25 protein-coding genes are annotated in these 23533 nt (G+C 50.0%); 19 read left to right on the forward strand and 6 right to left on the reverse strand.

Annotated features, from left to right (window positions below):
- Positions 1-67 precede the first annotated feature (67 nt).
- Both ACNA6I_RS18110 and ACNA6I_RS18115 read left to right on the forward strand, forming a co-directional pair.
- A complete protein-coding gene (locus ACNA6I_RS18110; RefSeq protein WP_048007134.1) occupies positions 68-1024 on the forward strand; it encodes a ring-cleaving dioxygenase in 957 nt (318 codons plus the stop codon).
- A gap of 14 nt (positions 1025-1038) precedes the next feature.
- Positions 1039-1464 carry a MarR family winged helix-turn-helix transcriptional regulator gene (locus ACNA6I_RS18115; RefSeq protein WP_048007211.1) on the forward strand — a complete coding sequence of 142 codons (426 nt, stop codon included), beginning with the start codon at positions 1039-1041 and terminating at the stop codon, positions 1462-1464.
- A gap of 30 nt (positions 1465-1494) precedes the next feature.
- On the opposite strand, the gene ACNA6I_RS18120 is transcribed toward ACNA6I_RS18115, so the two are convergent.
- Complete coding sequence (locus ACNA6I_RS18120) at positions 1495-2463, reverse strand: multidrug resistance efflux transporter family protein (RefSeq protein WP_416313925.1); 969 nt, start codon at positions 2461-2463, stop codon at positions 1495-1497.
- 116 nt (positions 2464-2579) lie between these two features.
- On the opposite strand from ACNA6I_RS18120, the gene ACNA6I_RS18125 reads away from it, so the two are divergent.
- The 4 genes from ACNA6I_RS18125 (at position 2580) to ACNA6I_RS18140 (ending at position 5064) form a co-directional block, all read left to right on the forward strand.
- A complete protein-coding gene (locus tag ACNA6I_RS18125) occupies positions 2580-3146 on the forward strand; it encodes an XRE family transcriptional regulator (protein WP_053071942.1) in 567 nt (188 codons plus the stop codon).
- 181 nt (positions 3147-3327) lie between these two features.
- Entirely contained in the window at positions 3328-3705 is a 378-nt protein-coding gene (locus tag ACNA6I_RS18130) for a hypothetical protein (RefSeq protein WP_048007131.1), read from the forward strand.
- On the forward strand, positions 3702-4169 hold the full coding sequence (locus tag ACNA6I_RS18135) for an endolytic transglycosylase MltG (RefSeq protein ID WP_048007130.1): 468 nt from the start codon (positions 3702-3704) through the stop codon (positions 4167-4169). Before ACNA6I_RS18130 ends, ACNA6I_RS18135 begins: the two co-directional genes overlap by 4 nt.
- A gap of 145 nt (positions 4170-4314) precedes the next feature.
- Positions 4315-5064, forward strand: coding sequence for a GntR family transcriptional regulator (locus tag ACNA6I_RS18140; protein WP_416313926.1), 750 nt, complete (start codon positions 4315-4317; stop codon positions 5062-5064).
- A gap of 67 nt (positions 5065-5131) precedes the next feature.
- On the opposite strand, the gene ACNA6I_RS18145 is transcribed toward ACNA6I_RS18140, so the two are convergent.
- The gene (locus tag ACNA6I_RS18145) at positions 5132-6757 is read right to left on the reverse strand and encodes an SLC13 family permease (protein ID WP_416313927.1); all 1626 of its coding nucleotides are present in this window, start codon (positions 6755-6757) and stop codon (positions 5132-5134) included.
- A 202-nt stretch (positions 6758-6959) separates the two neighbouring features.
- On the opposite strand from ACNA6I_RS18145, the gene ACNA6I_RS18150 reads away from it, so the two are divergent.
- From ACNA6I_RS18150 to ACNA6I_RS18200, 11 genes are all read left to right on the forward strand, one after another.
- The gene (locus tag ACNA6I_RS18150) at positions 6960-8060 is read left to right on the forward strand and encodes a tartrate dehydrogenase (RefSeq protein WP_048007128.1); all 1101 of its coding nucleotides are present in this window, start codon (positions 6960-6962) and stop codon (positions 8058-8060) included.
- A gap of 83 nt (positions 8061-8143) precedes the next feature.
- Positions 8144-8983, forward strand: coding sequence for an alpha/beta fold hydrolase (locus tag ACNA6I_RS18155; RefSeq protein ID WP_416313928.1), 840 nt, complete (start codon positions 8144-8146; stop codon positions 8981-8983).
- A complete protein-coding gene (locus ACNA6I_RS18160; protein WP_416313977.1) occupies positions 8973-9461 on the forward strand; it encodes a GNAT family N-acetyltransferase in 489 nt (162 codons plus the stop codon). The genes ACNA6I_RS18155 and ACNA6I_RS18160 overlap by 11 nt, the downstream gene beginning before the upstream one ends.
- A 91-nt stretch (positions 9462-9552) precedes the next feature.
- Entirely contained in the window at positions 9553-10176 is a 624-nt protein-coding gene (locus ACNA6I_RS18165) for a TetR/AcrR family transcriptional regulator (RefSeq protein ID WP_416313929.1), read from the forward strand.
- Positions 10170-11432 (forward strand): MFS transporter, encoded by a 1263-nt coding sequence (locus ACNA6I_RS18170; RefSeq protein WP_416313930.1) that lies wholly within the window; start codon positions 10170-10172, stop codon positions 11430-11432. Before ACNA6I_RS18165 ends, ACNA6I_RS18170 begins: the two co-directional genes overlap by 7 nt.
- A gap of 1 nt (position 11433) precedes the next feature.
- Entirely contained in the window at positions 11434-11847 is a 414-nt protein-coding gene (locus tag ACNA6I_RS18175) for an NUDIX hydrolase (protein WP_416313931.1), read from the forward strand.
- A gap of 335 nt (positions 11848-12182) precedes the next feature.
- Positions 12183-12545 (forward strand): DMT family transporter, encoded by a 363-nt coding sequence (locus ACNA6I_RS18180; protein WP_048007122.1) that lies wholly within the window; start codon positions 12183-12185, stop codon positions 12543-12545.
- The gene (locus tag ACNA6I_RS18185; RefSeq protein WP_048007121.1) at positions 12542-12943 is read left to right on the forward strand and encodes a DUF5360 family protein; all 402 of its coding nucleotides are present in this window, start codon (positions 12542-12544) and stop codon (positions 12941-12943) included. The genes ACNA6I_RS18180 and ACNA6I_RS18185 overlap by 4 nt, the downstream gene beginning before the upstream one ends.
- Before the next feature lie 45 nt (positions 12944-12988).
- A complete protein-coding gene (locus tag ACNA6I_RS18190; RefSeq protein ID WP_416313932.1) occupies positions 12989-13546 on the forward strand; it encodes an isochorismatase family protein in 558 nt (185 codons plus the stop codon).
- Between the two features lie 131 nt (positions 13547-13677).
- Positions 13678-14547, forward strand: coding sequence for an ABC transporter ATP-binding protein (locus ACNA6I_RS18195; RefSeq protein ID WP_048007120.1), 870 nt, complete (start codon positions 13678-13680; stop codon positions 14545-14547).
- Positions 14544-15245: an ABC transporter permease gene (locus ACNA6I_RS18200; protein WP_416313933.1), complete on the forward strand. Its 702-nt coding sequence runs from the start codon at positions 14544-14546 to the stop codon at positions 15243-15245. The genes ACNA6I_RS18195 and ACNA6I_RS18200 overlap by 4 nt, the downstream gene beginning before the upstream one ends.
- A gap of 46 nt (positions 15246-15291) precedes the next feature.
- On the opposite strand, the gene ACNA6I_RS18205 is transcribed toward ACNA6I_RS18200, so the two are convergent.
- The 3 genes from ACNA6I_RS18205 to ACNA6I_RS18215 are packed head-to-tail and all read right to left on the reverse strand — an operon-like array spanning position 15292 to position 20071.
- Positions 15292-17085, reverse strand: coding sequence for an ABC transporter substrate-binding protein (locus ACNA6I_RS18205; protein WP_048007118.1), 1794 nt, complete (start codon positions 17083-17085; stop codon positions 15292-15294).
- Positions 17086-17109: 24 nt separating this feature from the next.
- Positions 17110-18615 (reverse strand): ABC transporter permease, encoded by a 1506-nt coding sequence (locus tag ACNA6I_RS18210; protein WP_416313934.1) that lies wholly within the window; start codon positions 18613-18615, stop codon positions 17110-17112.
- Positions 18616-18628: 13 nt separating this feature from the next.
- Complete coding sequence (locus ACNA6I_RS18215) at positions 18629-20071, reverse strand: ABC transporter permease (protein WP_416313935.1); 1443 nt, start codon at positions 20069-20071, stop codon at positions 18629-18631.
- Positions 20072-20205: 134 nt separating this feature from the next.
- On the opposite strand from ACNA6I_RS18215, the gene ACNA6I_RS18220 reads away from it, so the two are divergent.
- A complete protein-coding gene (locus ACNA6I_RS18220; RefSeq protein WP_416313936.1) occupies positions 20206-21939 on the forward strand; it encodes a dipeptide ABC transporter ATP-binding protein in 1734 nt (577 codons plus the stop codon).
- Positions 21940-21988: 49 nt separating this feature from the next.
- Here ACNA6I_RS18220 and ACNA6I_RS18225 read toward each other — a convergent pair whose 3' ends face one another.
- Complete coding sequence (locus tag ACNA6I_RS18225; RefSeq protein WP_048013326.1) at positions 21989-22750, reverse strand: SDR family NAD(P)-dependent oxidoreductase; 762 nt, start codon at positions 22748-22750, stop codon at positions 21989-21991.
- 163 nt (positions 22751-22913) lie between these two features.
- On the opposite strand from ACNA6I_RS18225, the gene ACNA6I_RS18230 reads away from it, so the two are divergent.
- On the forward strand, positions 22914-23483 hold the full coding sequence (locus tag ACNA6I_RS18230; RefSeq protein WP_048014581.1) for a hypothetical protein: 570 nt from the start codon (positions 22914-22916) through the stop codon (positions 23481-23483).
- Positions 23484-23533: the final 50 nt, after the last annotated feature.

Raw genomic sequence — 23533 nt, forward strand, 5'->3', positions numbered from 1 at the left:
GTACTAAACTGATAATACATAATCACAAGAAAAGATGCAAGCAAGAAACATTCAGGGAGGACGCATCATGGAACTCAAAGGAATCCATCATATCTCATCACTTACAGCCAATGCGGCAGTGAACCTGCCTTTTTATCGGGACATCCTCGGAATGCGCCTCGTAAAGACGACGGTGAACCAGGACAACCCCTTTTATTATCATCTATTCTATGGGGATGAAACGGGAAGTCCGGGCTCGGAGCTGACCTTTTTTGAAATCCCCAACCTGGCTAAGAATCATGCTGGAACGGACAGCATATCCCTCGTGTCATTACTAGTGCCGTCAGAAGAAGCTCTGGACTATTGGCGAAGCCGGTTCCAGGAATTCGGGGTTGAGCATGACGGGATTTCCAACCGGTATGGATATAGCGTCCTCGGGTTCAGGGACCGCGACGGTCACCGGATGCAGCTGATGGCGGAACCGGGTGCTGAGAGGAATGCGTGGTCAGGGAGTACGGTTCCTCAGGCGTATGCCATCAGTGGCCTCGGTCCTGTGCAGTTAACGGTAAAGGATACGGGAGCGACCGAACGCTTCCTGGAAGAGATACTAGGTTTTGTGAAAAAGGACAGCGGGGATGAAGGGAAGGTTCGGATGTTCACAACAGGATCCGGCGGGAGAGGATCTGAGGTGCATCTTCTCGAACAAGATGGACCGAAAGAACGCCAAGGGCGCGGTGGCGTCCATCATGTCGCATTCCGGGTCAACGATGAGGCAGAGCTCGATAAGTGGATCGATCATCTGGAGAGTCATGGGGTCAAAACGTCGGGATCGATTGATCGTCATTACTTCAGATCCACCTATTTTCATGATCCAAGCGGCATCTTGTTTGAACTGGCCACTGACGGACCGGGGTTCGAAACCGATGAGACCCGTGACCGTCTCGGCAGGAACCTTTCCCTGCCGCCGTTCCTCGAAGGAAGAAGAGGGGAAATCGAATCAAAGATCAAGCCCCTTCCAGAGGCACGAGGGGGGGAAGGAAAATGAGCAAATCACTGTCCATGAAGGAAAAGCGCCTTGGCCTGATGCTATGGTTCCGTCTCTCACGGGTATACAATCACAGCATCAAGGAAAACAATGATCACCTCAAGAAATGGGGACTCACCAGTGCACAGTTCGACTGCCTGACCCAGGTGGGGGTGCACGGGAAGCTTACACAGAAGGAGCTCGGTGAGAAATTGTTCGTCACCAAAGGCAATATTACCCAGCTCATCACGAAGATGGAGAAACTGGGATACGTGCAGCGTGAACAGCAGTGGAAGACGAAAACCATCACCCTTACAGCAAGCGGGCGGGAGCTCTACGACGAAGTGGTGCCGCAGCAGGAGCAGGTCCAAGCCACCCAGTTTCATGGTCTCGATCGCGAGGAGCAGCATCAGCTGCTGGGGTTACTGAAGAAAGTGCAGAAGAATATGGAGTCATCATGAAGAAAAGCGTCCAGGGCAGGACGCTTTTTCTTATGAAGAGGTCTTCTGAAGGGTGACGGGGCGGGGGGCATTCATCTTTTTCATATTCAATGTATGGCCGATGATCCCGGCGATGATCAACAGGATCCCGACGGCTGCAATGCCGGTCGGAAGCGGGCTCGACAGGAAGATGGCTTCACCGGCCATGACGAACAGGACCTGGGTCGACTGCGTGGCTTCGACTGAGGCGAGCTTCCCTTGATGATGACGGACCCGGTTCGTGGCAATAAAGAACAGGGTAGTGGCAATCACGCCTGAGCACACTGCTACAACAAAGGATTGAGTCACTTGCCCGCCACTCGGCAAACCCGCTTTCCATATGGCGAGTGCGCTCAGGATCAGCCAGAAGGGAAGGCTTGCAATCGTCATGCCGAGGATCCGCTGGAACGTATCCAGCCGTCCGTTGCATAAGCTCATCATTTTACGGTTACCGAGTGGATAGGCAAAGGTCGCTACGAGAACCGGCAGGATGCCCATCAACATCTGGATGGGTGTCAGCTCGGCAGCTTGCTGCTGCTGGATGAAGATCACACCTGTAAGGATGAGAAGGGAAATGATCAGTGCTTTCTTTTGGATGCGGTGGCGCTGTTTGCTTCCGTCTGGCCCAGTGGTGAAAAAGAGAGGTGCGAGCAGGATCCCCGCTACGATCGTGAACTGCCATGTGCCCGCTACGAGCCAGCCCGGTCCATAGGTGGCGGCGTAGGTCAATGGGGCATAGAACAGGACGAAACCGAAAAAGCTCCAAAGCAGCCACGCACCAGGATTCGATTTGAGTTCAAGAAATACTTGTTTCATATTCTTCCTTGCAAGTACAATGAGAAGGAAAAACGGAAGCATGAACAGGAAACGGAGGGACGCACTCCACATCCAGCTCCCCCCGGACAGCTCCATGGAACGATTCAAAATGAATGTAACGGCAAAGAACATGGACGAGACAATGCCAAGAAGAAGTTCTTTCATGAGTCAGTCACCCTTTGGTTAAGTATAGTAGACTATATGATAACTATAATATACCAATTACAAACCGACAACCAGCTGGTTGATGAAATTTTCCGACAATGGAAGGAGAGATGAGTATGAACACATGGGAAGATCCCGAATCGCTTGCCAAGCATATCGGAACCATCCTGAGAGACGTGCGCGGGGAACAGAATTTAAGTTTGCAGGCCCTTGCCGATTTGACCGGCGTCAGCAAACTGACCCTTGGGAACATCGAGCGTGGGGAGGCCAATCCCTCACTGACGATCATCTGGAAGATCGCCAATGGCCTGTCGATCCCGATTTCCTCTTTACTGATGGAAAAGCAGCAGGTAAAGGTGTCCAGGAAGAATGAAGGGAGCAAGGTGTTGAGTGCCGATGGTTCCCTGACCCTTGAGCCGATGTTTTCCACCTCCCACTATGGATCGCTTGAAACCCACAGGGCCTTCCTGAAGCCGCACAGTCATTATATGGCCGATGCCCATCAGACGGGAGTGAAGGAATATGTAACCGTCATGGAAGGAAGGGTGGAGGTGAGGGTGGGTGACCGGATTTATTCCCTCGAACAATACGATTCCATCCAATTCCCTGCTGATCAACCCCATGGCTATTCGAACCTGGAAGAAACCGAAGCCGTCCTGCATTTCGTGATGATCTATTCGTGAAATAGGATGAAGAATCGTCATAAACTTGTAAAGAAAAACAGGATACAAATCCCAATGAGGTTGTTATATAATGGTATAGGTACAGGATCAAAGTCGTGTTTTGTCGATAAAAATCGAATTGTGACAGGGTTCAGGGTATAATTTAGTTTGATAAATTGTTACATAGAAGGAGGAACATAAGATGGGATGGATAATCGCCATTTTGTTTGGTGCGGCTGTTGTGCTGCTCATTTTATCGTTTGTTAAGACGAGCCAGTCGAAATCTCAGCTCGAACAACAGGTTGAGCACATGTCGATTTCGGTGATGAATGAGGTGCACGAATTGGAAAAGCAGATGCGCGCCATGCAGCTGGACGCGGAAATTACCGCACAGCAGGCAGGTGCAGTACCGGCAACATCCGATGAACGCCGCGTGCTCCGAGAAATGTTAGATCTTCATAAGCGTGGATACTCCATTGAAAGCATCGCATCAGAGCAACAGCTCCCGACCGTAGAAGTCGAACGCATGCTTACACCATATATGACAAAAAAGGCTGAAAGGAGCATGGTTGCCCAATGAGACCAAATACATTGCGCAGTTTTGCCTCAGGCCTTCTTGTCGCCGCAACCGTGACCGGCGGAGTCTACCTTTTCACCGATCAACCGGAAGCGAAAACGACGACAGCCAAACCCGAGACCAAGACCGTCAAGGAACAGATGACTGATGACGAAATGATCCAGCATCTTACGTCAAAAGGATTCGCCATCCATAAGGGTGATGAGGATAAACAGGAAGCAGAAAAAGCGGACGATCAGCCTGCAAAAGAAAAGATCGTATATAAAACCGTCCTTACTGTGTCTGACGGAATGACCAGCATCGATGTAGGGAACGCACTGGAAAAAGCCAATATCATCAAAGACGGTCTCGATTTCTACAAGCGCGTCGAAAAGCGTAAACTCGAGAACAATCTTCGTCCAGGAACGTTCGAAGTCGAGAGCGGCATGACGACGGATGAGATCATTGATAAGGTGTTCAAGAAATAATCAGCAAGGTGAGAAGGGAGCCGTTTTAGCGGACTCCCTTTTTTATATGGGAGGAATAGTTGAGAGAATGGGCGAAGCTTGGGTTTTCTGATAAAATAAGGGAAGAAAGATTCTTTCAGTAAGGAAAAGAGGGAATGAAAAGATCATGGAAAAGAAAGATCAGTCATTCAAATACATGGAAGTATCGATACATGAGACGGATATTGGGGCTAAGCTTAAGGGATTCATCGATGGGATGGAGGAGATGGCAGGGCTTCGCTTACCGCAAAAAGCGTATTACATCATGCGGATGGCGATTCGTGAACTCCTTCTTCCTCCTGGAAGCGCTGTATTGGAAAGGGAACTGGCAGAGGTGTTGGAAATGAGCCGGACACCTGTAAGGGAAGCTCTAGTGAGATTAGAGACAGACGGGATGGTCAAGATTATTCCAAGGAGAGGTTTCATCGTTGAACCAATTGTGCAGAAGGATCTTGAAGAGATTTATGAAATCGCCGAAAGCCTCGACGGGCTGGCAGCAGAGAAGGCGACAGGCACAGTGGCTGAGCCCGATTTAGAGCAGTTGGACCTGCTGGTAAGGGAACAGGAGCAGGCCATTGAGGAAGATGATCTCATGAAATGGGCCAAACTGGATGACGAATTTCATAGCCTGATCATAAAGCTTGCCCAGCATCAACGTCTGAATGTTGTCGTCGATATCCACTCAGATCATTTATACCGGGCAAGGCTATTTACCATACATAATCGTCCGGCACCTGAACGGTCCATCCTTGAGCACAAGGCAATCATCGCCTGTATGAGGGCAAGGGATGGTGCGGCTGCCAGAAAAGTGATGCAATCACATCGTGAGCGGGCCAGGAAAGAAATCATCGGAGTCATGAGTACGATTGACCAATAGCATCCTGATCATAACCAAGCCGAGGATCCTGACACTAAGGATTCCAGGCTTGGTTATTTTTGTGATCTTACGGAATCATCCCGCTGAAAATGGCCGGAGCCAGTGTGGTCATAATCAAAAGGGAGAAGAGGAGACAAAGCAGGTTTAACCAAATACCGGTCTTTGCCATTGAACTCATTTTAATGTATCCAGTTGCGAACGCAATGGCATTTGGCGGGGCGGCTACCGGGAACATAAAAGCAAATGTAGCCCCCATGCATCCCGCTACCATTAATAGAATAGGATCTGCGTTCAATGCAGTTGCCGCGGCGGCTACGATCGGATAGACCATCGTGGCCGTGGCCGTGTTTGATGTGAACTCAGTTAGCGCTGTGATGGTACTGATGATGAGAAGCAGTGTGAGCCACACGGGTACTTCCGTGAAATTGACCAGAAGCCCCCCGATCCATTGAGCAAGTCCGGAGCTGGTGATGCCGGCTGCAATCGCCAGTCCCCCACCGAATAGCCACAAGATCCCCCATGGCAGTTTCTTCGCAGTCTCCCAGTCCATGATACTTCCCGATTGAGTCTTGGCAGGAATGATAAACAGCGCAAACGCCGCGATGAGTGCGATGACGGTGTCGTCAATCCCGGGGATGAATGTCGAGAGAAAAAAGCTGCGTGTGATCCAGGCAAGGGCGGTGAGGGTGAAGATGGTGAGTACCACCTTTTCTTCATACCCCATGCGTCCCAATGATTGTTGCTCATTCTTGATGACTTCTTTACCACCGGACAGCTGTTTGATCCTGATCGGGTAGGCAATCTTTGTGAGATAAAACCACACGAGTGGAATGAGCACTACGACCAATGGAATACCGAAAAGCATCCATTGTGCAAAGGAGATCTCAACATCATATAGTTTTTTCACAGTGGCAGCGAGAATCGTATTGGCGGGAGCCCCGATCAATGTACCGAATCCTCCGAGAGTCGCTGCAAAGGCAGTTCCGAGCATGAGGGAATGACCGAAATTAAACTCGGCATTCTCTTGGTCCAATTGATTCTGGGACTGTTTTAATGAATGGCTGAGCTGCTTCATCACGGCAAGGGCCATCGGGATCATCAGCATCGTCGTTGCCGTATTGGAGATCCACATAGAAAGGAACCCGGTAGCAGTCATGAACCCGAGGATGATCATTCCCGGATTGGTACCGATGAACCCGATGATGCTAAGTGCAATGCGTTTATGAAGATTCCACTTTTCCATGGACAGGGCGATCATGAAACTGCCGGCAAATAAAAAAATCAGTGAATCACCGTATGAAGCAGAGACAGATCCTGTGTCCATGATGCCCAGCAGTGGGAAAAGAATCAGCGGAAGTAATGAAGTAAGAGGGATCGGTAAAGCTTCTGTCACCCACCATGTGGCGACCCATGCGACAATCCCGAGCATAGTGGAAGCCTGATCGGGGATGTTCCCGAACGTGAAGAAAAAATGGATCAGTGCAAAAAGGACGGGTCCTGTGATCAATCCTGCACGTTGAGTATTCGTATAGTTCCGCTTGTTTTCCGGTGACGGATCAGCAGGAAGTTCCCGCCCTGCCCCTGTTTGCTTCACTCTCTCTGCCCCGCCCAATCCAGTGAGATACAGGACCTGATCTTTGATCTGGTCGTTCCACCTCCATAATTGACTCCATGCACCATGAAAGGATGTCATTTCAACCATTCCCCCTTTAATTGATAACGCTTTCAATCTTTGTCAATCTATACGTCTAACTATTCTGAATATTAAACTAATGTATACATTGATGTCAATAAAGATAAATAAAAACTTATTTTTCGTAATTTATTGACAATAATGTATTCGTTAATTATGATTGGAAGCAATAACATCTGTTGAAGATGGAGGGGGAGGAAACATGGTGGATCAAACAAATGTGTTCAAGATCGCAGTAATCCCGGGAGACGGGATCGGTGGGGAAGTTGTGGAGCAGGGGCTGAGGGTGATGAATCATCTGGCAGAGAAATCGGATGGGCGCTTCAGCTTTCAAACAGACTACTTTCCATGGGGATGTGAGTACTATCTGAAGACGGGGAAGATGATGGATGAGGATGGTGTGGATACACTCCGGGAATATGATGCCATCTATTTCGGAGCAGTCGGATTCCCTGGTGTGCCCGATCACGTCAGTCTTTGGGGCCTGAGGCTCGCCATCTGTCAAGGGATGGATCAATGGGCGAACATCAGACCGATTGAATTTTTGCCCGGGGTACCACGCAGGCTCAATCATCCCAGTGTGGATACCCTGAACTGGATACTGATCCGTGAGAATTCCGAAGGGGAATATTCAGGCATCGGCGGCCGGAATTTTTCAGGCAGGGGACCGGGGAAGGAAGTAGCCGTCCAGTCGGCGCTTTTCACGGAGCATGGGTGTGAGAGAATTATCCGTTTTGCCTTCGACCTTGCAAGGACCAGAAAGCGGAAGAAGGTCACAAGTGTCACGAAAAGCAATGCCCAGCAGTACGGTATGGTCCTATGGGATGAAGTATTTGCCCGGGTGAGTCTGGATTATCCGGATGTGGAGACGGATCAGTGGCTGGTGGATGCCATGGCAGCCAATTTCGTCCTCCGACCTGAAGAATTGGAAGTCGTCGTTGCCTCCAATCTGTTTGCCGATATTCTATCCGATCTGGGAAGTGCCCTGGCAGGAAGCCTCGGTCTGGCGGCAAGTGCCAATCTCAATCCAGAGAAAAAGAGCCCAAGTATGTTCGAGTCCGTTCATGGATCTGCCCCTGATATTGCAGGCAAGGGCATTTCAAATCCGATCGGGGCCATCGGGAGTGCAGCACTGATGCTTGATCATCTGGGGTTAAAGAAGGAAGCGGAGCAAATCCATCAGGCCATTGCCGAAACAACACGCCAAGGTATCTTGACAAGGGATATCGGGGGGCATTACGATACTGAAGAAATCACAGATGCCATTCTAAAAAACTTGGAAACAATCAATGCAAACGTATAAAGTTCAGAGTGTCCAAAAGGTCCTTCCTTTTGGGCACTTTTTTGGTAAAATAAAATAGAAAAAAATGCCATTGGAGGTACAAGATGAGAGATTATTGGATAGACAATGCCATTCATATCACGGAATGGGGGCAACAAGATCGACCTGTGATTTTCTGCCTGCACGGCCTGGGCAGTACGGCTCTCAGTTTCATTGAAATTGCTGAGGAATTAAAAGATGAATTCAGGATCATCGCCGTTGATGCACCCGGTCATGGCCGGACTGCCCCTTTTGCAAATCCGGAAGACTATGAAATGCCAAGGATGGCTGAGTGGCTGGAGGGGGTCATCCAAGCACTGAAACTGGAAGACTTCTATTTACTCTCCCACTCCTGGGGAAGTTTCGCCCATTTATTCTATCTGTTGGAGAACCGTGACAAGGTAAGGGGCTCCATCCTGATTGACGGAGGCTACCAGGCGAAGAGCCTTGGAAGTATTAGTGAAGCCGATGAAGCCGCGTATTACCGCAAGGATTTTGAAGATTCTTGGAGTACATGGGAAGAGTTCCTGAATGAAGCGGTATACAGCGGAACCAGGAGGTCAGAAGCTCTGGACCGCGCAGGAGAAGATCTTGCTTTGATGAAGGATGGGCGATATTATTGGCACGCACGGGGGGAAACGGGTGCAGCATACGTCATGGCCATGCACCGGCATGAAGTCCTTGAGCATTATGATCGATTGCCACGGGGGATCGTCCTTTTGCGTGCAACACTGCCGCCTCATCGTGAGGAAAACCGGATTCATATGGCTACGTTGTTTAAAGATGGTGCCAAGGCGATTGTGAAGGATATCCCTCAGGCATCCCATTTGATTCATTGGGACCGACCGGATGTCATCGTGAACGAAATCAGGGAAAGCTGGGGTAAGAAAGATGATGAGAACTGAGAGATGTTTAATCGAGCGTATGACGGATAAGGATATCCTGTCCATCAGGAGGTTATATGCAGACGAAGATGTCAGGCGATATCTTGGCGGAGTCAGGACCGATCTGGATTTTGAAGGGTTAATGGCAGTGATGGGACAGCAGCTCCAATGGGCTGTTCGCGATTTGAAGGACGGTACATTTTTTGGAGGAGTATCCCTTTCGACCCATCACAATGGCCAGGATACGGAGGTGTCCTATCAGTTTTTACCGGAGCACTGGGGGAAGGGATATGCCAAGGAAGCCGTGGCTGCAGTGTTGACTCATGGCTTTCAGAAGCTGGAGCTCCATCGCATCGTGGCTGAAACCCAAGTGTTGAATGAACGATCATGCAGGCTATTGGAAAATCTCGGGATGAGAGTGGAAGAAGAAGTGGAGCGATTCGGGGCGAGGCAGGCGATTTATGCATTGACCAGGGAAGAATGGCTGTTGTCTTCTTGATTCTGAATTTTCGAAAATAGGTGTTGACGATGGAAATCTTTAGGTGTATATTATTGATTGATCAATCAATCAATTTTAAGGGAGATACGCCATGAAACCATCGATGGAGGAAAAGAAGAGGCTTAAACGCGACCGGATCTTTCGTGCTGCAAGCAAAATCTTCAGCGAAAAGGGCTATTTCGAGACGACTGTAGCGGATATCGCAAAGGAAGCAGGTGTAAGCTTCGGAACGGTCTTCACTTATTTCGAGACGAAGGAAATGCTCTATGAGACCGTGATTCTGGAACAGCTTGAGGAGATCAAACCGCATTTCCTCGACATCCAGGGGACGTTTACCGGTGACCCCATGGAAATCATTACGGCCATGGTCGACCGTCATGTCACGATCTTTTCAGAAAAAAGTGAATTCCTCCGCCTTGTCCAGCAGGTGTTGGCTAGGCTCGATCGCTATCCGGCTTTGTTCGAGGAGCTGGACGGCTTTGTGTCCGATTTTATTGAGTCGGTGAGTCCCGTACTGGAGGAGGGACAGAAGATGGGGGTGTTCTATCCCGACCCGCATGACCTTCTGGCCCACTCCTATATGTCGACTTTGAATGGAATGCGCCTCACCTACATAGACGACCCAAGTAATCTCAGACTCTGGGAAGCGTTGAAGATACAAGCCATACGCCTCTTCGGTCCGTATCATCACCCCGACGGTGCGAGGGAATGGTGAAACTGAAGGAAATCCATCCCAACGTCAAATTCCGGCTGGTGATGCAGTTTTTCGGCGGACTTGTCTCCATGGCCGTCATGCCGTTCCTGGCAATCTATTTTGCCGGTAAGCTCGGGGCCGCAATCACGGGTATCGTCCTGGTGGTCGTGATCCTGAGTGGCATTGCCGGCGGTTTCCTCGGGGGTACCTTGTCCGATAAATGGGGGAGGAAGAAGATCATGGTGTACGGGGAGCTCGGGCTCCTGGTCTCCTATGTCTTCATCACCCTGTGTAACTCACCATGGTTCGATCTTCCCTATGTAACAGCCTTTCTCTTCATCTTCAATATGTTCTTTGGTGGTCTGTTCAGTCCCGCAGCACAAGCTATGATCATCGACGTCACAGACTCCGCTTCTCGGAAAACCGTCTTCACCATCAGCTATTGGCTTGCCAATCTTGCCAATGCCATCGGAGGTGTCGTCGGGGCATTTCTCTTCAAAGACTACTTGTTCCAGCTCTTCATCGGCGTCACGTCCATCACGTTTATTTCTTTACTGGTCACGATCCTGTTCATCTCGGAAAGCTATTCACCTCAGGATTTCCATGAAGATGTACCTCCTGTATCCATCAGTTACAGCAGCGTGTTGAAAGATAAGCTGTTCATGTATTTCATCGTCGGGGGCATTTTGATCCTTACGTTGGAACAGTCCCTCACAAACTACATCGGCATCCGTTTTGAGCGGGATATTCCGCAGCAGACAGGAAGCGTATTCGGTTTAAGCTTTGAACTCGACGGGACCAGGCTCCTTGGATTTCTCCGGACGGAAAATACACTCCTGGTCGTGGCACTATCAGCCCTCGTTCTGCTCGTGTTCAGGAAGTGGAAGGACCGGACCACCCTGCTTACTGGCCTTATTGTTTTTACAATCTGTTTCAGTGCTTTTGCGGTCACCAACAATATCCTGTTCCTCTTCATCCTCATGTTCTTCGGTACCGTGGGAGAGCTGATGTATGTACCGATCAAACAGGCGATGATCGGTGACTTGGCACCCGAGAACGGGAGGAGTACCTACATGGCCTTCTATAGCCTCACTGGTTACGGAGCCATGATCATTGCTTCCCTTCTCATCGTCGTCGGCGAGTGGCTGTCACCGGTCTACATGGGCGGCCTCTTGCTCCTGATCGGTCTTGGTGGATCACTGTGTTACGGTATCCTCACTGCCAGGATGTCGGGAGCTGCATCGAAAGAAGTCATACTGAAAACGGAGGAAATGTAAAATGACAAAAACATGGAATGGTTCGGCAGGTGTCTGCTTCAATGATAAAGGTGAAGTCCTTCTCGTAAGAGGATACAACTCCACCAAGTGGGCAATCCCATCAGGCGGCATCGAAGAAGACGAAACGCCTGAAGCCTGTTGCGTAAGGGAAATGATGGAGGAGACGGGATACCCCGTGAAGATCTTGAAGAAACTGAAGATCAAAACGACCGTCGTCAAAGGCTACGACGTCTGCATTCATTACTTCCTTGTAGCGGTGAATGGCAGCCCGAAGCCCCTGAACGACCCCGATCAGTTAGTGGAAGAAGCCGCCTGGTTTTCGTTTGATGAGCTCAGCATACTCGATCACCAGTATCGCGAAGATCTTCCATTCCTTACGAGTTTATATGATGAGATCGAGAAGTCATCCCTTTAAATGCATTAAGCTACTGAAGCGGGAATTTGGACTTCCGCAGTTCGTGCTAAAAAGAGCTTCCTTATAGGTGCCAGGCACAAAAAGAGGAAAAGGTGCCAGGCACAAAAGAGGCGAAAGGTGCCAGGCACAAAAGAGGCGAAAGGTGCCAGGCACAAAAAGGGCAAAAGGTGCCAGGCACAAAAGAGGCGAAAGGTGCCAGGCACAAAAAGGGGAAAAGGTGCCAGGCACAAAAGGGGGAAAAGGTGCCAGGCACAAAAAGAGGAAAAGGTGCCAGGCACAAAAGGGGCAAAAGGTGCCAGGCACAAACCCTACCCATTTAAAAGGAGTGATCTATCATGCACTGGATCTATCTCATCGCGGCCATATTGTTCGAGGTCGCGGGGACGTCGAGCATGAAGGCGTCGGAGGGCTTTACGAGAGTGGGACCGAGTATCTTATTGATGGTTTTCTATATAGCGAGTTTGTCATTTTTGACGCTTGCCTTGAAGGGACTGGATGTATCCCTTGCATATGCGGTGTGGTCGGGGATGGGCATTGTGATCATCACTTTCATCGGGGTGTTTTACTTCGGTGAGACCATCACCTGGCTGAAGGCGGTGGCGATCATCTTGATCATTGCCGGTGTGGTGATCCTGAATGTGGCAGGTGGTCACAGTACGGCAGATGCTCCGCAGATTGGGGAGGAAACGAACAGTTGAGGGTCATGAAAGGATTTTTCCTCATCACAGACATCGGGTTCATCATCTATTGGCTCGTGACATTCATGGGGTGGATTCCGCAGGAATGGGCGTTCAAGGATTATGATGATCCCCATATCGTGGCATGGAACTGGTCGTTCCTCCCACTGGATCTTCTGATTTCCGCAACCGGATTAACCAGTCTCTATCTACTGAAGAGAGGCAATCCATCTTGGAAGGGCCTTGCCCTGATTTCCCTTGTGCTCACCAGCTGTTCCGGTCTGCAGGCGGTTGCCTTCTGGGCATGGATGAAGGACTTTGATGCGGCGTGGTGGGGATTCAATCTGTATCTACTACTCTACCCCTTCCTGTTCATCCCCGGACTCATAAAAACAAAGAAAGATATCCGAATAGTATGATAATATAGAAGGGATAAGCATGCCATACATAAAGGGGAAGATGAGTTGAAACAGACATTATTAATCATCGATTGTCAGCAAGATCTCATGGACGGTAGCGAAGTCGAGGTGCCGGTCTGGGAAAAGGAGCGGGTCATCTCCACAATCAATCGGGTGATTGCCAAAGCGCAAGAGGAACAGGTTGATATGGTCTTCATCCGCGATGTGGATGTGGCGGAAGGAAAGGGTCCTGGATTTGAGATCCACAAGGAGATCCATGTACCGGAGAACGCTGTGATTTTTGATAAAGCAGCGACGAATTCTTTTCACGGTACCCCGCTTCTCGCCCATTTGAAGGATGCCGGCATCGGTCACCTTGTGGTGATGGGTTGCAAGACGGAGTACTGCATTGATACGGCGGTCCGGACAGCGACGGTCAACGGATTTGACGTGACACTTGTTGGAGATGGTCACACCACTTCTGACTCGAAAGCACTCCCTGCGGATAAGATCATTGGGCATCATAATGCGACGCTTCACGGCCATTATAACGTCGAGCATTTTGCCATGGTCAGGAAATCGGAAGAGGATCTGTTCATCCCGGCGCATGATCAGTACAGATAATCCGGGCACCCAGTAAATAAGTGACTCCTCCTTTATGGGAAGGGAGTCGCTTTTTTTATGGAAACCGATGGGTATTTCTGTAATAATGAATAAGAATATATTTCCAAAAGAAGTGAAAGAGGGTAGAGAGCGTGTCTGCACTGCTTACGGCTGTGAATATCTCAAAAAAGTATAAACATCACCAAGTATTAAGAGAGATATCGTTCTCTTTGTACAGCAATCAAATCGTCATGCTTCGGGGAGACAATGGGGCAGGTAAGAGTACATTATTGAAATTGATAGCTGGCATGAGCAAGGTGGACGATGGAACCATCTATCATGACGTGATGCCTCTGACTATTAGTTATGTGCCGGAAATCACGCCGGGGAGCATTCCATTCACTCCGGTAGAATACTTGACTCATATGGGGAAGATCCGCGGGATGGAAGATGGATTGCTTCAAATGCGGATAACCAGGCTCCTGGAAGATTTCCGGCTGGAGTCCGTCAAAAATCAGCGTATCTCCACCTTTTCCAAAGGGATGAAGCAAAAGGTCCTCATCATGCAGGCCATGTTGGAAGAGCCGCATCTCCTTATCATGGATGAGCCCCTGTCCGGACTTGATGCCCGTGCACAGCAGGAGTTAGAGGAATTGTTTGGGCAGTTGAAAGGAACCGGGGTGGGCATCGTCTTCACCTGTCATGAATCCAGAAGGCTGAGCAGGCTTGCCGATCAGATCTTTGTTATAAAAGACAAGGGACTGGTGAAAGAGGAGCGTTTACTCAGGGAAAAATTCAGGATTGTCTTTGATATCCATTCAACAGAACTGGATCATGTAACTCCTCTTCTTGAAATGAAAAAATCACTCGAACTAACCGATGACCGGTTGCGCATGGAAGCGATGCTGGGTGAGGATGAAATGGACGGGGTGCTCCTGGCACTTCTGCAAAGAGGAGCGTCCATCAAAGAAGTAGGAGTCGACGCTTCAATGATCGAGGGAAGAGGGGTGGTTCAGTCATGATGGCGCTGTTCCGCTATTCCTTCCTTGTTCATCTGCGTACCTTTAAATCTATACCGCCCTTATTCGTATACCTATTCGTCCTGATGCTGAATTACACATATACGCCCAATCCCATCTTGGACAGCTATTCCTTTACGTCCATCGCCCTGTTCTTCATCATGGGGTGGATCACGATCACCATCTTCCATGCGGAGGACAAGGGTCAAAAAGAAGTGACGCTCATGCATGCGAGGCAGGTATGGCGCTATCATGCATCCCTTTATACCATTGCCCTGCTTAATGGCTTCGTCCTCAGCATCCTGTCGGTCGGGTATCCCTTGGTCATCGGAGGGTTCGGGGAAGGGGTGAATCAATATCATGTCATAATGGGGGTGCTTGCCCACTTCTCACTGAGCGTCTTATCCATCTCCTTGTCGGCCCTCTTCACAAGGGAATGGATGAGGAATCCGTTGAACACATGGTGGGGGACGCTCTCGGTGCTCATCCTTACCCTGGCGTTGGCATCCATGGGGAAATGGATTGCCCCAGTGGTGATGTGGTTCCTTCCTCCCCTCTATCGCTCGCTGGATATCATGGGTATGGGCGATGATCTGTCTTCCATATCGGCGTCTGTTTACGCAAACTATGGGTGGATCCTTTTATATAGCGTCATGCTCATATGCGTTTACTTTATCCTGCTGTACCGGAAACAGAAATGAAGCAAATTAAGAGCCTGCCGGATCTCTTCCGGCAGGCTCTTTCCGATTACTTATTCTCTTGATATTTCTTCAGGAATTCCTTCACTTTATCACTGTCGGCCTTCAGCTCGTTGCCTGTGTTGACAAGAGGGCTGACGGTGGAGACAGCTTTGATTTTGTTGCCTTGATAATAGTCGATGAACTCATCTTGGTTGATGGAGTACAGGACGGCTTTTCTTAGGTCGTCGCTTTTGGAAACGTCACGGCCTTTGGAATTGAAGAGCAGGTACGATACGCCGTTGCTTTCGATGCGCTGCAGCTTCAGTTTGTCGTCTTTTTCGACGGTTTCGTATTTTGTTTCAGGGACTCCGTAGTAGAAATGGATTTCCCCGTTACGCAGGGCGGACAGGGCGCTGTCTGCTTCAGCGATGAAGCGGACGTTGATGTTGCTGATCTTCGCTTCGTTTTCAGTGCCTTTCATGTAGGCTGGGTTCTTTTGGAAGACGGCTTCATAATCGTTTTTGTACGTCATGATATATGGTCCGCTTGCATAAAGGCTGTTATCGTATTTGTCGCCTTCTGTCACGGTGTTTTGGTCACCGTACGGGATGTCTTTTTTGACATCGAAGGATGCGACATCATACGTGTTGATGCTTTCCACTTGTTTCTTCGATACGATCCCGGCCGATTGGTGTGCAAGGTAGTTCAATACTTGAGGGAATGGTTCAGTCGTGGTCATTTTCACAACCTGGTACTTCCCGCTGCCGTTATCGGCGTCATTTTTATCGTCCACAAGGCTTGAGATTTTTTGATCAAGGCCATTCTCCAGGCTTTCACGGATGGTTTTTCCGTCATTGGTTTTCCCGTCGAGTTCCTTCAGGTCGGTCACGACTTCTGCATCCTTGATATGCTCATGGAGGGTGTACGTACGGTGATCAGGAACGGAATCCTTATCCTTTGCACGGTTCAGGGAGAAGATGACATCGTCGGCACCGACGCGCTCACCGGAATCGACGGCCTTTTTGTCTGTCACTTTGGCAAAATTGATATCATCGCGAAGTAGGAAATAGTACTCTGAATTTCCTTCGCCGATCGTGTAGTTGCGGGAGAGGGAACCGTCAGCGGTGACATTGTCATCATCGGTCAGATTCACAAGCCTTACATACATATTCGTGTTGATCGTATTGATGGAACCATCATTCCCTTTGATCGGGTCAAGGGACGTCAGGGTCGGGATGCTTTGCTGCATGATCAGTGGATCGTTATCGCGTTTCGCTTCGTCATTGAAGTCGATTGTTTCCCACGCAAGGGCACGGGATTTGGAGAGGCGGACGGTATCGGTGTTCAGAACGTCCTTGTTGATTCCCTGTGCTTTGTATGAGATATAGAGCGGTGCGATATACGCTTTCTCGAATACAAGGCGGTCTTCCAATGCTTTGTACGTTTTGGTGAATTCTTCAGGCGTTTGCGTACTTGCTTCATCAATCAGTTTGTCGACCTTATCATCGGCAATGGTGCTGTAATCTCCGCCGGATTTAAAGACCGAGCGAACGGCATAGTCAGGGTTACCTGTCACCGTCGTCCAGCTGGAGAGGGCGACGTCATAGTTCCCTGCATCCTGCTGTGATTTGAAGCTTCCATAGTCAGGTTGAACATTCAGCTTCACATCGAAGCCGTTTTTCACTAGCTGGTCGCGAAGGATATTGATATCGGATTCGCTTGAACTCATGCCGAGGATTTCAATGGTCGGCTTCTTCCCATCGTTCTTGCTGTCTTCTGCTACATCTGATTTTGTGTTCACGCAGCCTGCAGCAAACAGGACAAGCGCAAGGAACACGGCGAAAATGGATTTTTTCAAAATGAATGACCTCCTAAGGTGTTGGTTTTAGTCTAACTTCGGATCAAGGGCATCCCGAAGTCCGTCTCCAAGGAAATTGAAGGAGAGGACAAGGAGGATGATGGCAAGACCCGGGTAGATGGCGAGATAGGAATGTGTTTCAAGATACGTGCTGCCGATCTTCAGGATGTTTCCCCACTCGGGTATATGCGGCTCGATACCGAGTCCAAGATAGCTCAGACTGCTGGTGGCGATCACCGCCCCCCCGATGGTGAGGGTCGATTTGACAATCATGGGCGCCAGTGAGTTCGGCACCACATGCCGGAAGATGATTTCGAGATTCCCTGTGCCCAGTGCGCGGGCGGAATCGACATATTCATAGTTTGATACCATGAGCACATTGGCTCTCATTGTCCTGGCATAGGTCGGGATCGATCCGACACTCAGTGCAAGGACAAGGGTCGTCGTGTTGGACCCGAATGCCGCGATGATGACGATGGCGAGGAGGATCCCCGGAATCGCATAGAGGACATCCAGGAGCCTCATGATGATATTGTCGGTCCGCTGACCGTAATAGCCCGAAATCGCCCCGAGGATTCCGCCGAGGATGAACGGGATCAACGTTGAGAGGAACCCGACGATAAGGGATATCCGCGCCCCGAAGATGATCCTGGAGAACAGATCCCTTCCATAATCATCGGTTCCGAGGGGGTAGGCAAGATTCGGCGTCTGCAGGATCGCCGAGTAATTATTCTCTACGGCGAGGGCATAATCGAACGTCAGGTAGCTGCAGACGGAAATCGAGAACAGGAAGACAATGAAGAACAACCCGAGCATGGATGTCATATTGCCGGTCACCTTATCCCACACCCGGTACCATGTACCGGTGACGGGATGGTGTCCTCCCCGTGACTTCATGAGGAGGTTCCACCCGAGGAATATCGCGAATAGATTGCCCGTCAATCCCGTGAGCATCAATAGAACCGCCACAACGCCAGTCCATTTCGGCAGGCGTTCATCGAACGTGATCACCATCCATAGGACGGCGAGGTGGAACACAGTGATGGCGAGTAGCAGGAAAATCCCCAGTAGGAACGTATCCGATACGTACGGTTTGAATAGATTCAGAGCCGATACGGCAATGACGAAGATCTGCGTCATAATCATATAAACCGAGAATGTGTATTCGGGCGATTTCTTTTCCTTGATCAGAAGGAAGGCGGCGCTGACCACGAAGACATTGGCCGTCAACAGGCTGAGCAGCTGGAGGTAGCCGAGGCGCCTCGTGCTTTTCCGGATGACCCCGTCCCTGTTCAGGTCCCGTTTGATCAGCCGCGTGATCACCAGCTGTACGATGGTGAAGAATGCATAGGCAGCGAAGAATGTGAATGCCACCGGCTTCATGGACCCATCTGACAGGTCGAAACTGTTGAATAGGAAGATGAGCGTGATGGCCAGGGACAGCACCCATGTGAAGGTGGATTGGGTATATTCAGATGATATTTTCAGTGCGAATTTCTTTTTGTAATGCGGTACTTCCACGTTGGTTGTCATACATGCACCTGCTTTAATATTGTTTCATCTTGGATCGGATCCTCGGATCGAAGAACGCATACAGGATATCGATCAATAGGTTGACGAGGGAGATCGTGATGGCTATATAGACGACCCCTCCCATGATGGCGGGAATATCGGGGATGAACTGCTTATCGACGATATAGCTTCCGATCCCGCTGATGTTGAACACTTTCTCCGTGACTGCGGCACCTCCGAGCATTCCACCGAAGAGGAGACCGATGACCGTGATGACGGGGATCATGGCATTGCTAACGGCATGCTTCCAGAGTACCTGGCGCTTGTTCAATCCCTTCGCCTTGGCCGTCAGGATATAGTCCTCATTGATCACTTCCAGGGTGGATGACCTCATCATCCGGGCAATCGATGCGGTCAGGGCGGTCCCGAGGACGACGGCCGGCATCACGATCGACAGCCAATTGCCTGGGGTGTAGGTTGCCGGGAACCACTTCCACTTGATCGAGAAGTTCAGGATGAAGATGAGACCCTGCCAGAAGTTCGGGATGGACAGTCCGATCAGAGCCACGAACATAAACGTATAGTCAAAGAATGAGCGCGGCTTCGTCGCGGAAACGATGCCGATCGGAATGGCGATTACAATCGCCATGATCAGTGAAATGATGGCCAGTGTCAGAGTGATGGGGAACTTCCTCCCGATGCTTGATGCGACTTCTTCATTTCCCGTAAAGGAAGAACCGAGGTCAAAGGTGGCAATCCCTTTGATCGTGTTCCAAAGCTGGACGAGATAAGGCTGATCCAAACCGTGAATGGCATTGAATGCAGCGATCTGATCCTTTGTCGCTGTCTCCCCGAGTATGTTCGCTGCCGGATTGAACGGGGATAGATACAGGATGGTGAAGACAAGGAATGCGACCCCTACGATGACGAATAAGCTCATGACGAGGCGTTCGAATATGTATTTTACAAAATGATTGCTGTATAAGAGCAGTAGTAGATACATAGGGAGACCAGGCAGAGCGGATAGGACCAAGAACGTCGGGTTCTGCAGGAGAGACCCGAAGGTTTCTTTGTACGTAATCTTCCGTTCATCCTTCAGGGTGAGCTGTTTGAGCGTTCGCTCCTCCGCTGTTTCGTTCAATCTTTCCTGAGCAAGTCGTTCGGCCTTCGCCTTGATGCTTGAAGGAGATGCCTGTTGATTGAAGAACATATTCTTTCTTTGAAGTTCTTCTTCTGCTCGTTTTAAATAAGTGGCTTTTAATCCCTCCTTGACTAGTCCCTGTTTCATGTCATGAAGGAGCTTCTGATACGGGTCGTTCTTCTTTCTGTGAAGGTAGATGAAAAAGACGACGAGATGGACCGGTAATCCCAGAATCAGAATGAAGAAGTGATATAGATTCCGTCGCTGCATCTTTTGATAGGTATCTTGGAACATCGGGGTTGGTGCATAGGTGCCAGTAGCTTTCGCCGTTTCCATGTGAAGCGATGCCCTCCTTTATAAAAATTCAAATTGCATAATTCCGATCTGTTTAGTATATTTTAAATACACATTCTTGAAAAATCAATGTAAACTTTAGAAAATTTAACAAATCGTCCTGGCAGGTGGAAATAGTGGAATCAATTCTTAAAGTAGACAATTTGCATATCTCGTTCCAATCAAAGGAAGAGGGATTCGATGCTGTACGCGGTGTGAGTTTTGAAGTGAAAAAAGGCGAGACCCTTGGCATCGTAGGGGAATCGGGCAGCGGGAAAAGCGTGACGGCACGATCGATCATGCGTCTGCTGCCATCCCCACCCTCGTATATGAAGGAAGGGGAGATCACGTTCCTCGGGGAGAATCTCGCGGAGAAGACCGAGAAGGAGATGGAGTCCATACGCGGGCGGGACATCGGAATGATCTTCCAGGATCCCATGACGTCCCTGAATCCGACGATCCGGATCGGGAACCAGATTGCCGAGAGCCTCATGAAACATCAGGATCTCAGCCGGGAACAGGCGAAGAAGGAAGCCATCGATATCCTGAAACAGGTGGGCATACGCAATAGCGAGGAACGTTATAGTCAATATCCCCATGAGTTCTCCGGGGGGATGCGCCAACGTGTGATGATTGCCATCGCCCTTGCCTGCAGACCGACCCTCCTGATTGCCGACGAGCCGACGACGGCACTGGATGTCACGATCCAGAAACAGATCCTGAATGTCATGAAGCACATGCAGGAGCGGTTCGGTACGTCCATCATCCTCATTACCCACGATCTTGGGGTGGTGGCCGGCATGTGTGACTCTGTCGTGGTCATGAAGGAAGGGGAGATTGTGGAACGGGGGACGACAGAGGAAATCTTCGCATCACCAAGGCACCCGTATACGAAGAAGCTTCTGAATGCCCTGCCGCGTCTCGATGAACCGAAAAAATCCAAAAAGGATCCCTCACCTGATAAGCCGCCACTTCTGGACGTATCGTCTCTCCGGCAGCATTTCGACCTTGGGAAAGGCCATACCTTGAAGGCGGTGGATGATATCTCATTCTTCATCCGTGAAGGAGAGACATTGGGGCTTGTGGGGGAATCGGGTTCAGGCAAGTCGACGACGGGACGGGCGATCCTGCGGTTGAACGAGCCGACAGGTGGCGTCGTCACCTACGAAGGAATGTCGGTCAACGGCATGACGAAGCGTGAAATGAAAGCGATGAGGCGCCATATGCAGATGATCTTCCAGGACCCCTATGCGTCACTCAATCCCCGTTTCAAAGTAATGGATATCATCGGTCAGGCCCTTGATATCCACGGGCTGTGCAAAACGAAGCAGGACCGGAAGCGGCGTGTGGAGGAACTGCTTGAAATGGTGGGGCTTCAGGCTTCCCATGCGAAGCGCTATCCCCATGAGTTCTCCGGTGGACAGCGACAGCGGATCGGAATCGCGCGTGCCCTGGCGGTGGAACCGAAGTTCATCGTGTGCGATGAGCCTCTATCAGCCCTTGATGTGTCGATTCAGGCACAGATCGTCGATCTTCTTCAGGACCTTCAGAAGCGTCTGGGCTTAACGTATCTCTTCATCGCCCATGATCTGTCCATGGTGAAGCATATCAGTGACCGGGTCGCCGTGATGTATGCCGGGAAAATCGTGGAGCTTGCCGAAAGCGAAGAGCTTTACGCTAACCCTCAACATCCGTATACGAAGTCTCTCCTCTCCGCCATCCCGATTCCGGACCCGGCGATCGAGAAGAAGAAGGAGCGCGTCCTTCTGGAGGAGCAGACCGATGAAGATCGCTATGGGCTGCAAACATCCGAGCTTGTCGAAGTGTCGAGTGGTCACTGGGTGGCAGTACCGGTGGAAGCAGGCGCATAATCAAAGAAAGGGTGTCCCGACATTTCGGGACACCCTTTCTGCATGGATGTTAGTTTCTTGTTCTTGATGCGTATGGGTAGATCGGATCACGAAGCAGGAACTCATAGGTTTCACCATTCACGATTCCAACAACATGATTCCCATCATACAGGTCAAGGAGGAATTGTGCCATTTCCTTCGCAGTATGGTATTTGGGCAGTGCTTTTTCATAGTCAAACTGATCGGAATCAATGGATCGTTGGGCGAATTCCGTTTCCGTAGCGGCAGGGGCAAGAACCTTCGCTGTCATCTTCGCACCGGATTCGGAAAGCTCTCTCGCAAGTCCTTCCGTGAAGGCACTCACATAGAATTTGGTCGCACAGTAGGTGACCGCATCGGCAACGATCGTGTAGCCGCCGCCTGAGGAAATATTGATGAGCTGCGTTCCTTCGACCTGTGAGAAGTCGCGCACGTATAGGGTGGAGAGGATCGTGAGGGCTTCGATATTGAGTCTCATCATCTGTTCGATCTTGTCCAGATTTTGCTCGCCGACGGGATCGAAATTGCCGAAACCGGCATTGTTCACAAACGTCTCCAGATCAAACGACTTGATTTCTTCATAGAAAGAATGAACGTTTGCCGTGACTGACAGGTCGGTAGAGTAGAGTTTCACATCAAGGTCGGGATGGGACTTCAGGACCCGGTCCTTCAACTCCTCCAGGTTCTCTTGCCTTCTGGCAGCAAGAATCAGATTCTTCCCACGCGCTGCGAATGCCAAGGCAGCTTCATAGCCGATTCCGGAGCTTGCTCCAGTAATGACTGTATATTTCATGATAGTTCCTCCTCGGATAGGTTATAAAATAATTGTAAGGCATAGGGTGCACGTTGAGCCAATGTTTATACTCAGACTGTCTTTTTGATGATATCGGCGAGAGAATGACCTTCCCCTGTGGCTGAGAGTTGTCCGGCCATCCTATTTCTGAAATAATGGGAGTATGAGGAAAAAAGAGGAAGGGGAGAAGGCGATGAACGTTCCAGGCTGGAAACTGTTAACCGCGCTGATCCCCATCATGTTGATGATGGGGGCATGCGGACAATCCCCACGAAATACGGCTCCGGTGGAAACGGAGGCAACGGATGATACAGAAGCGGCAACGGAAGAGGCCATCCCGGAACAGCCTGATGAAGCATCCGATCAAGTAATACTGGAAGAAGAAGATCAAGAAGCAGGGGAACCTTCTGACGACGATCAGGAAACGGAGGAGCCTGAAGAGGACGACGGGTCCTCAGCGCGTGCGGAACCCCAACGATCAGGTGAGGAACCCGGGACCACGGCAGGCATTACGGATGCGGCGACTGCCATTGAGTTTTTAAAAGATGAGCTGAACGTGGCATCTGAAGGAGATATCCAAATCGATGATGGTGATGGAAAGCCTAAGACCGATGAAAAAGGGACCTATTATATCCTCCACCTGATATCAAAAACCCTCAAAGAAGAAGGAGGGACAGGGGAAGTAGGGTCGTTCAGGATTTATGAAGACGGGAGATATGAAATGGAAGACTGACTTCTCGAAAAAAAAGGACCGAAGGCAGTTGATGCGCCTTCGGTCGATAT

The organism is Rossellomorea sp. FS2, from assembly GCF_047915635.1.
In the GTDB taxonomy this organism is placed as follows: Bacteria; Bacillota; Bacilli; order Bacillales; family Bacillaceae_B; genus Rossellomorea; species Rossellomorea marisflavi_A.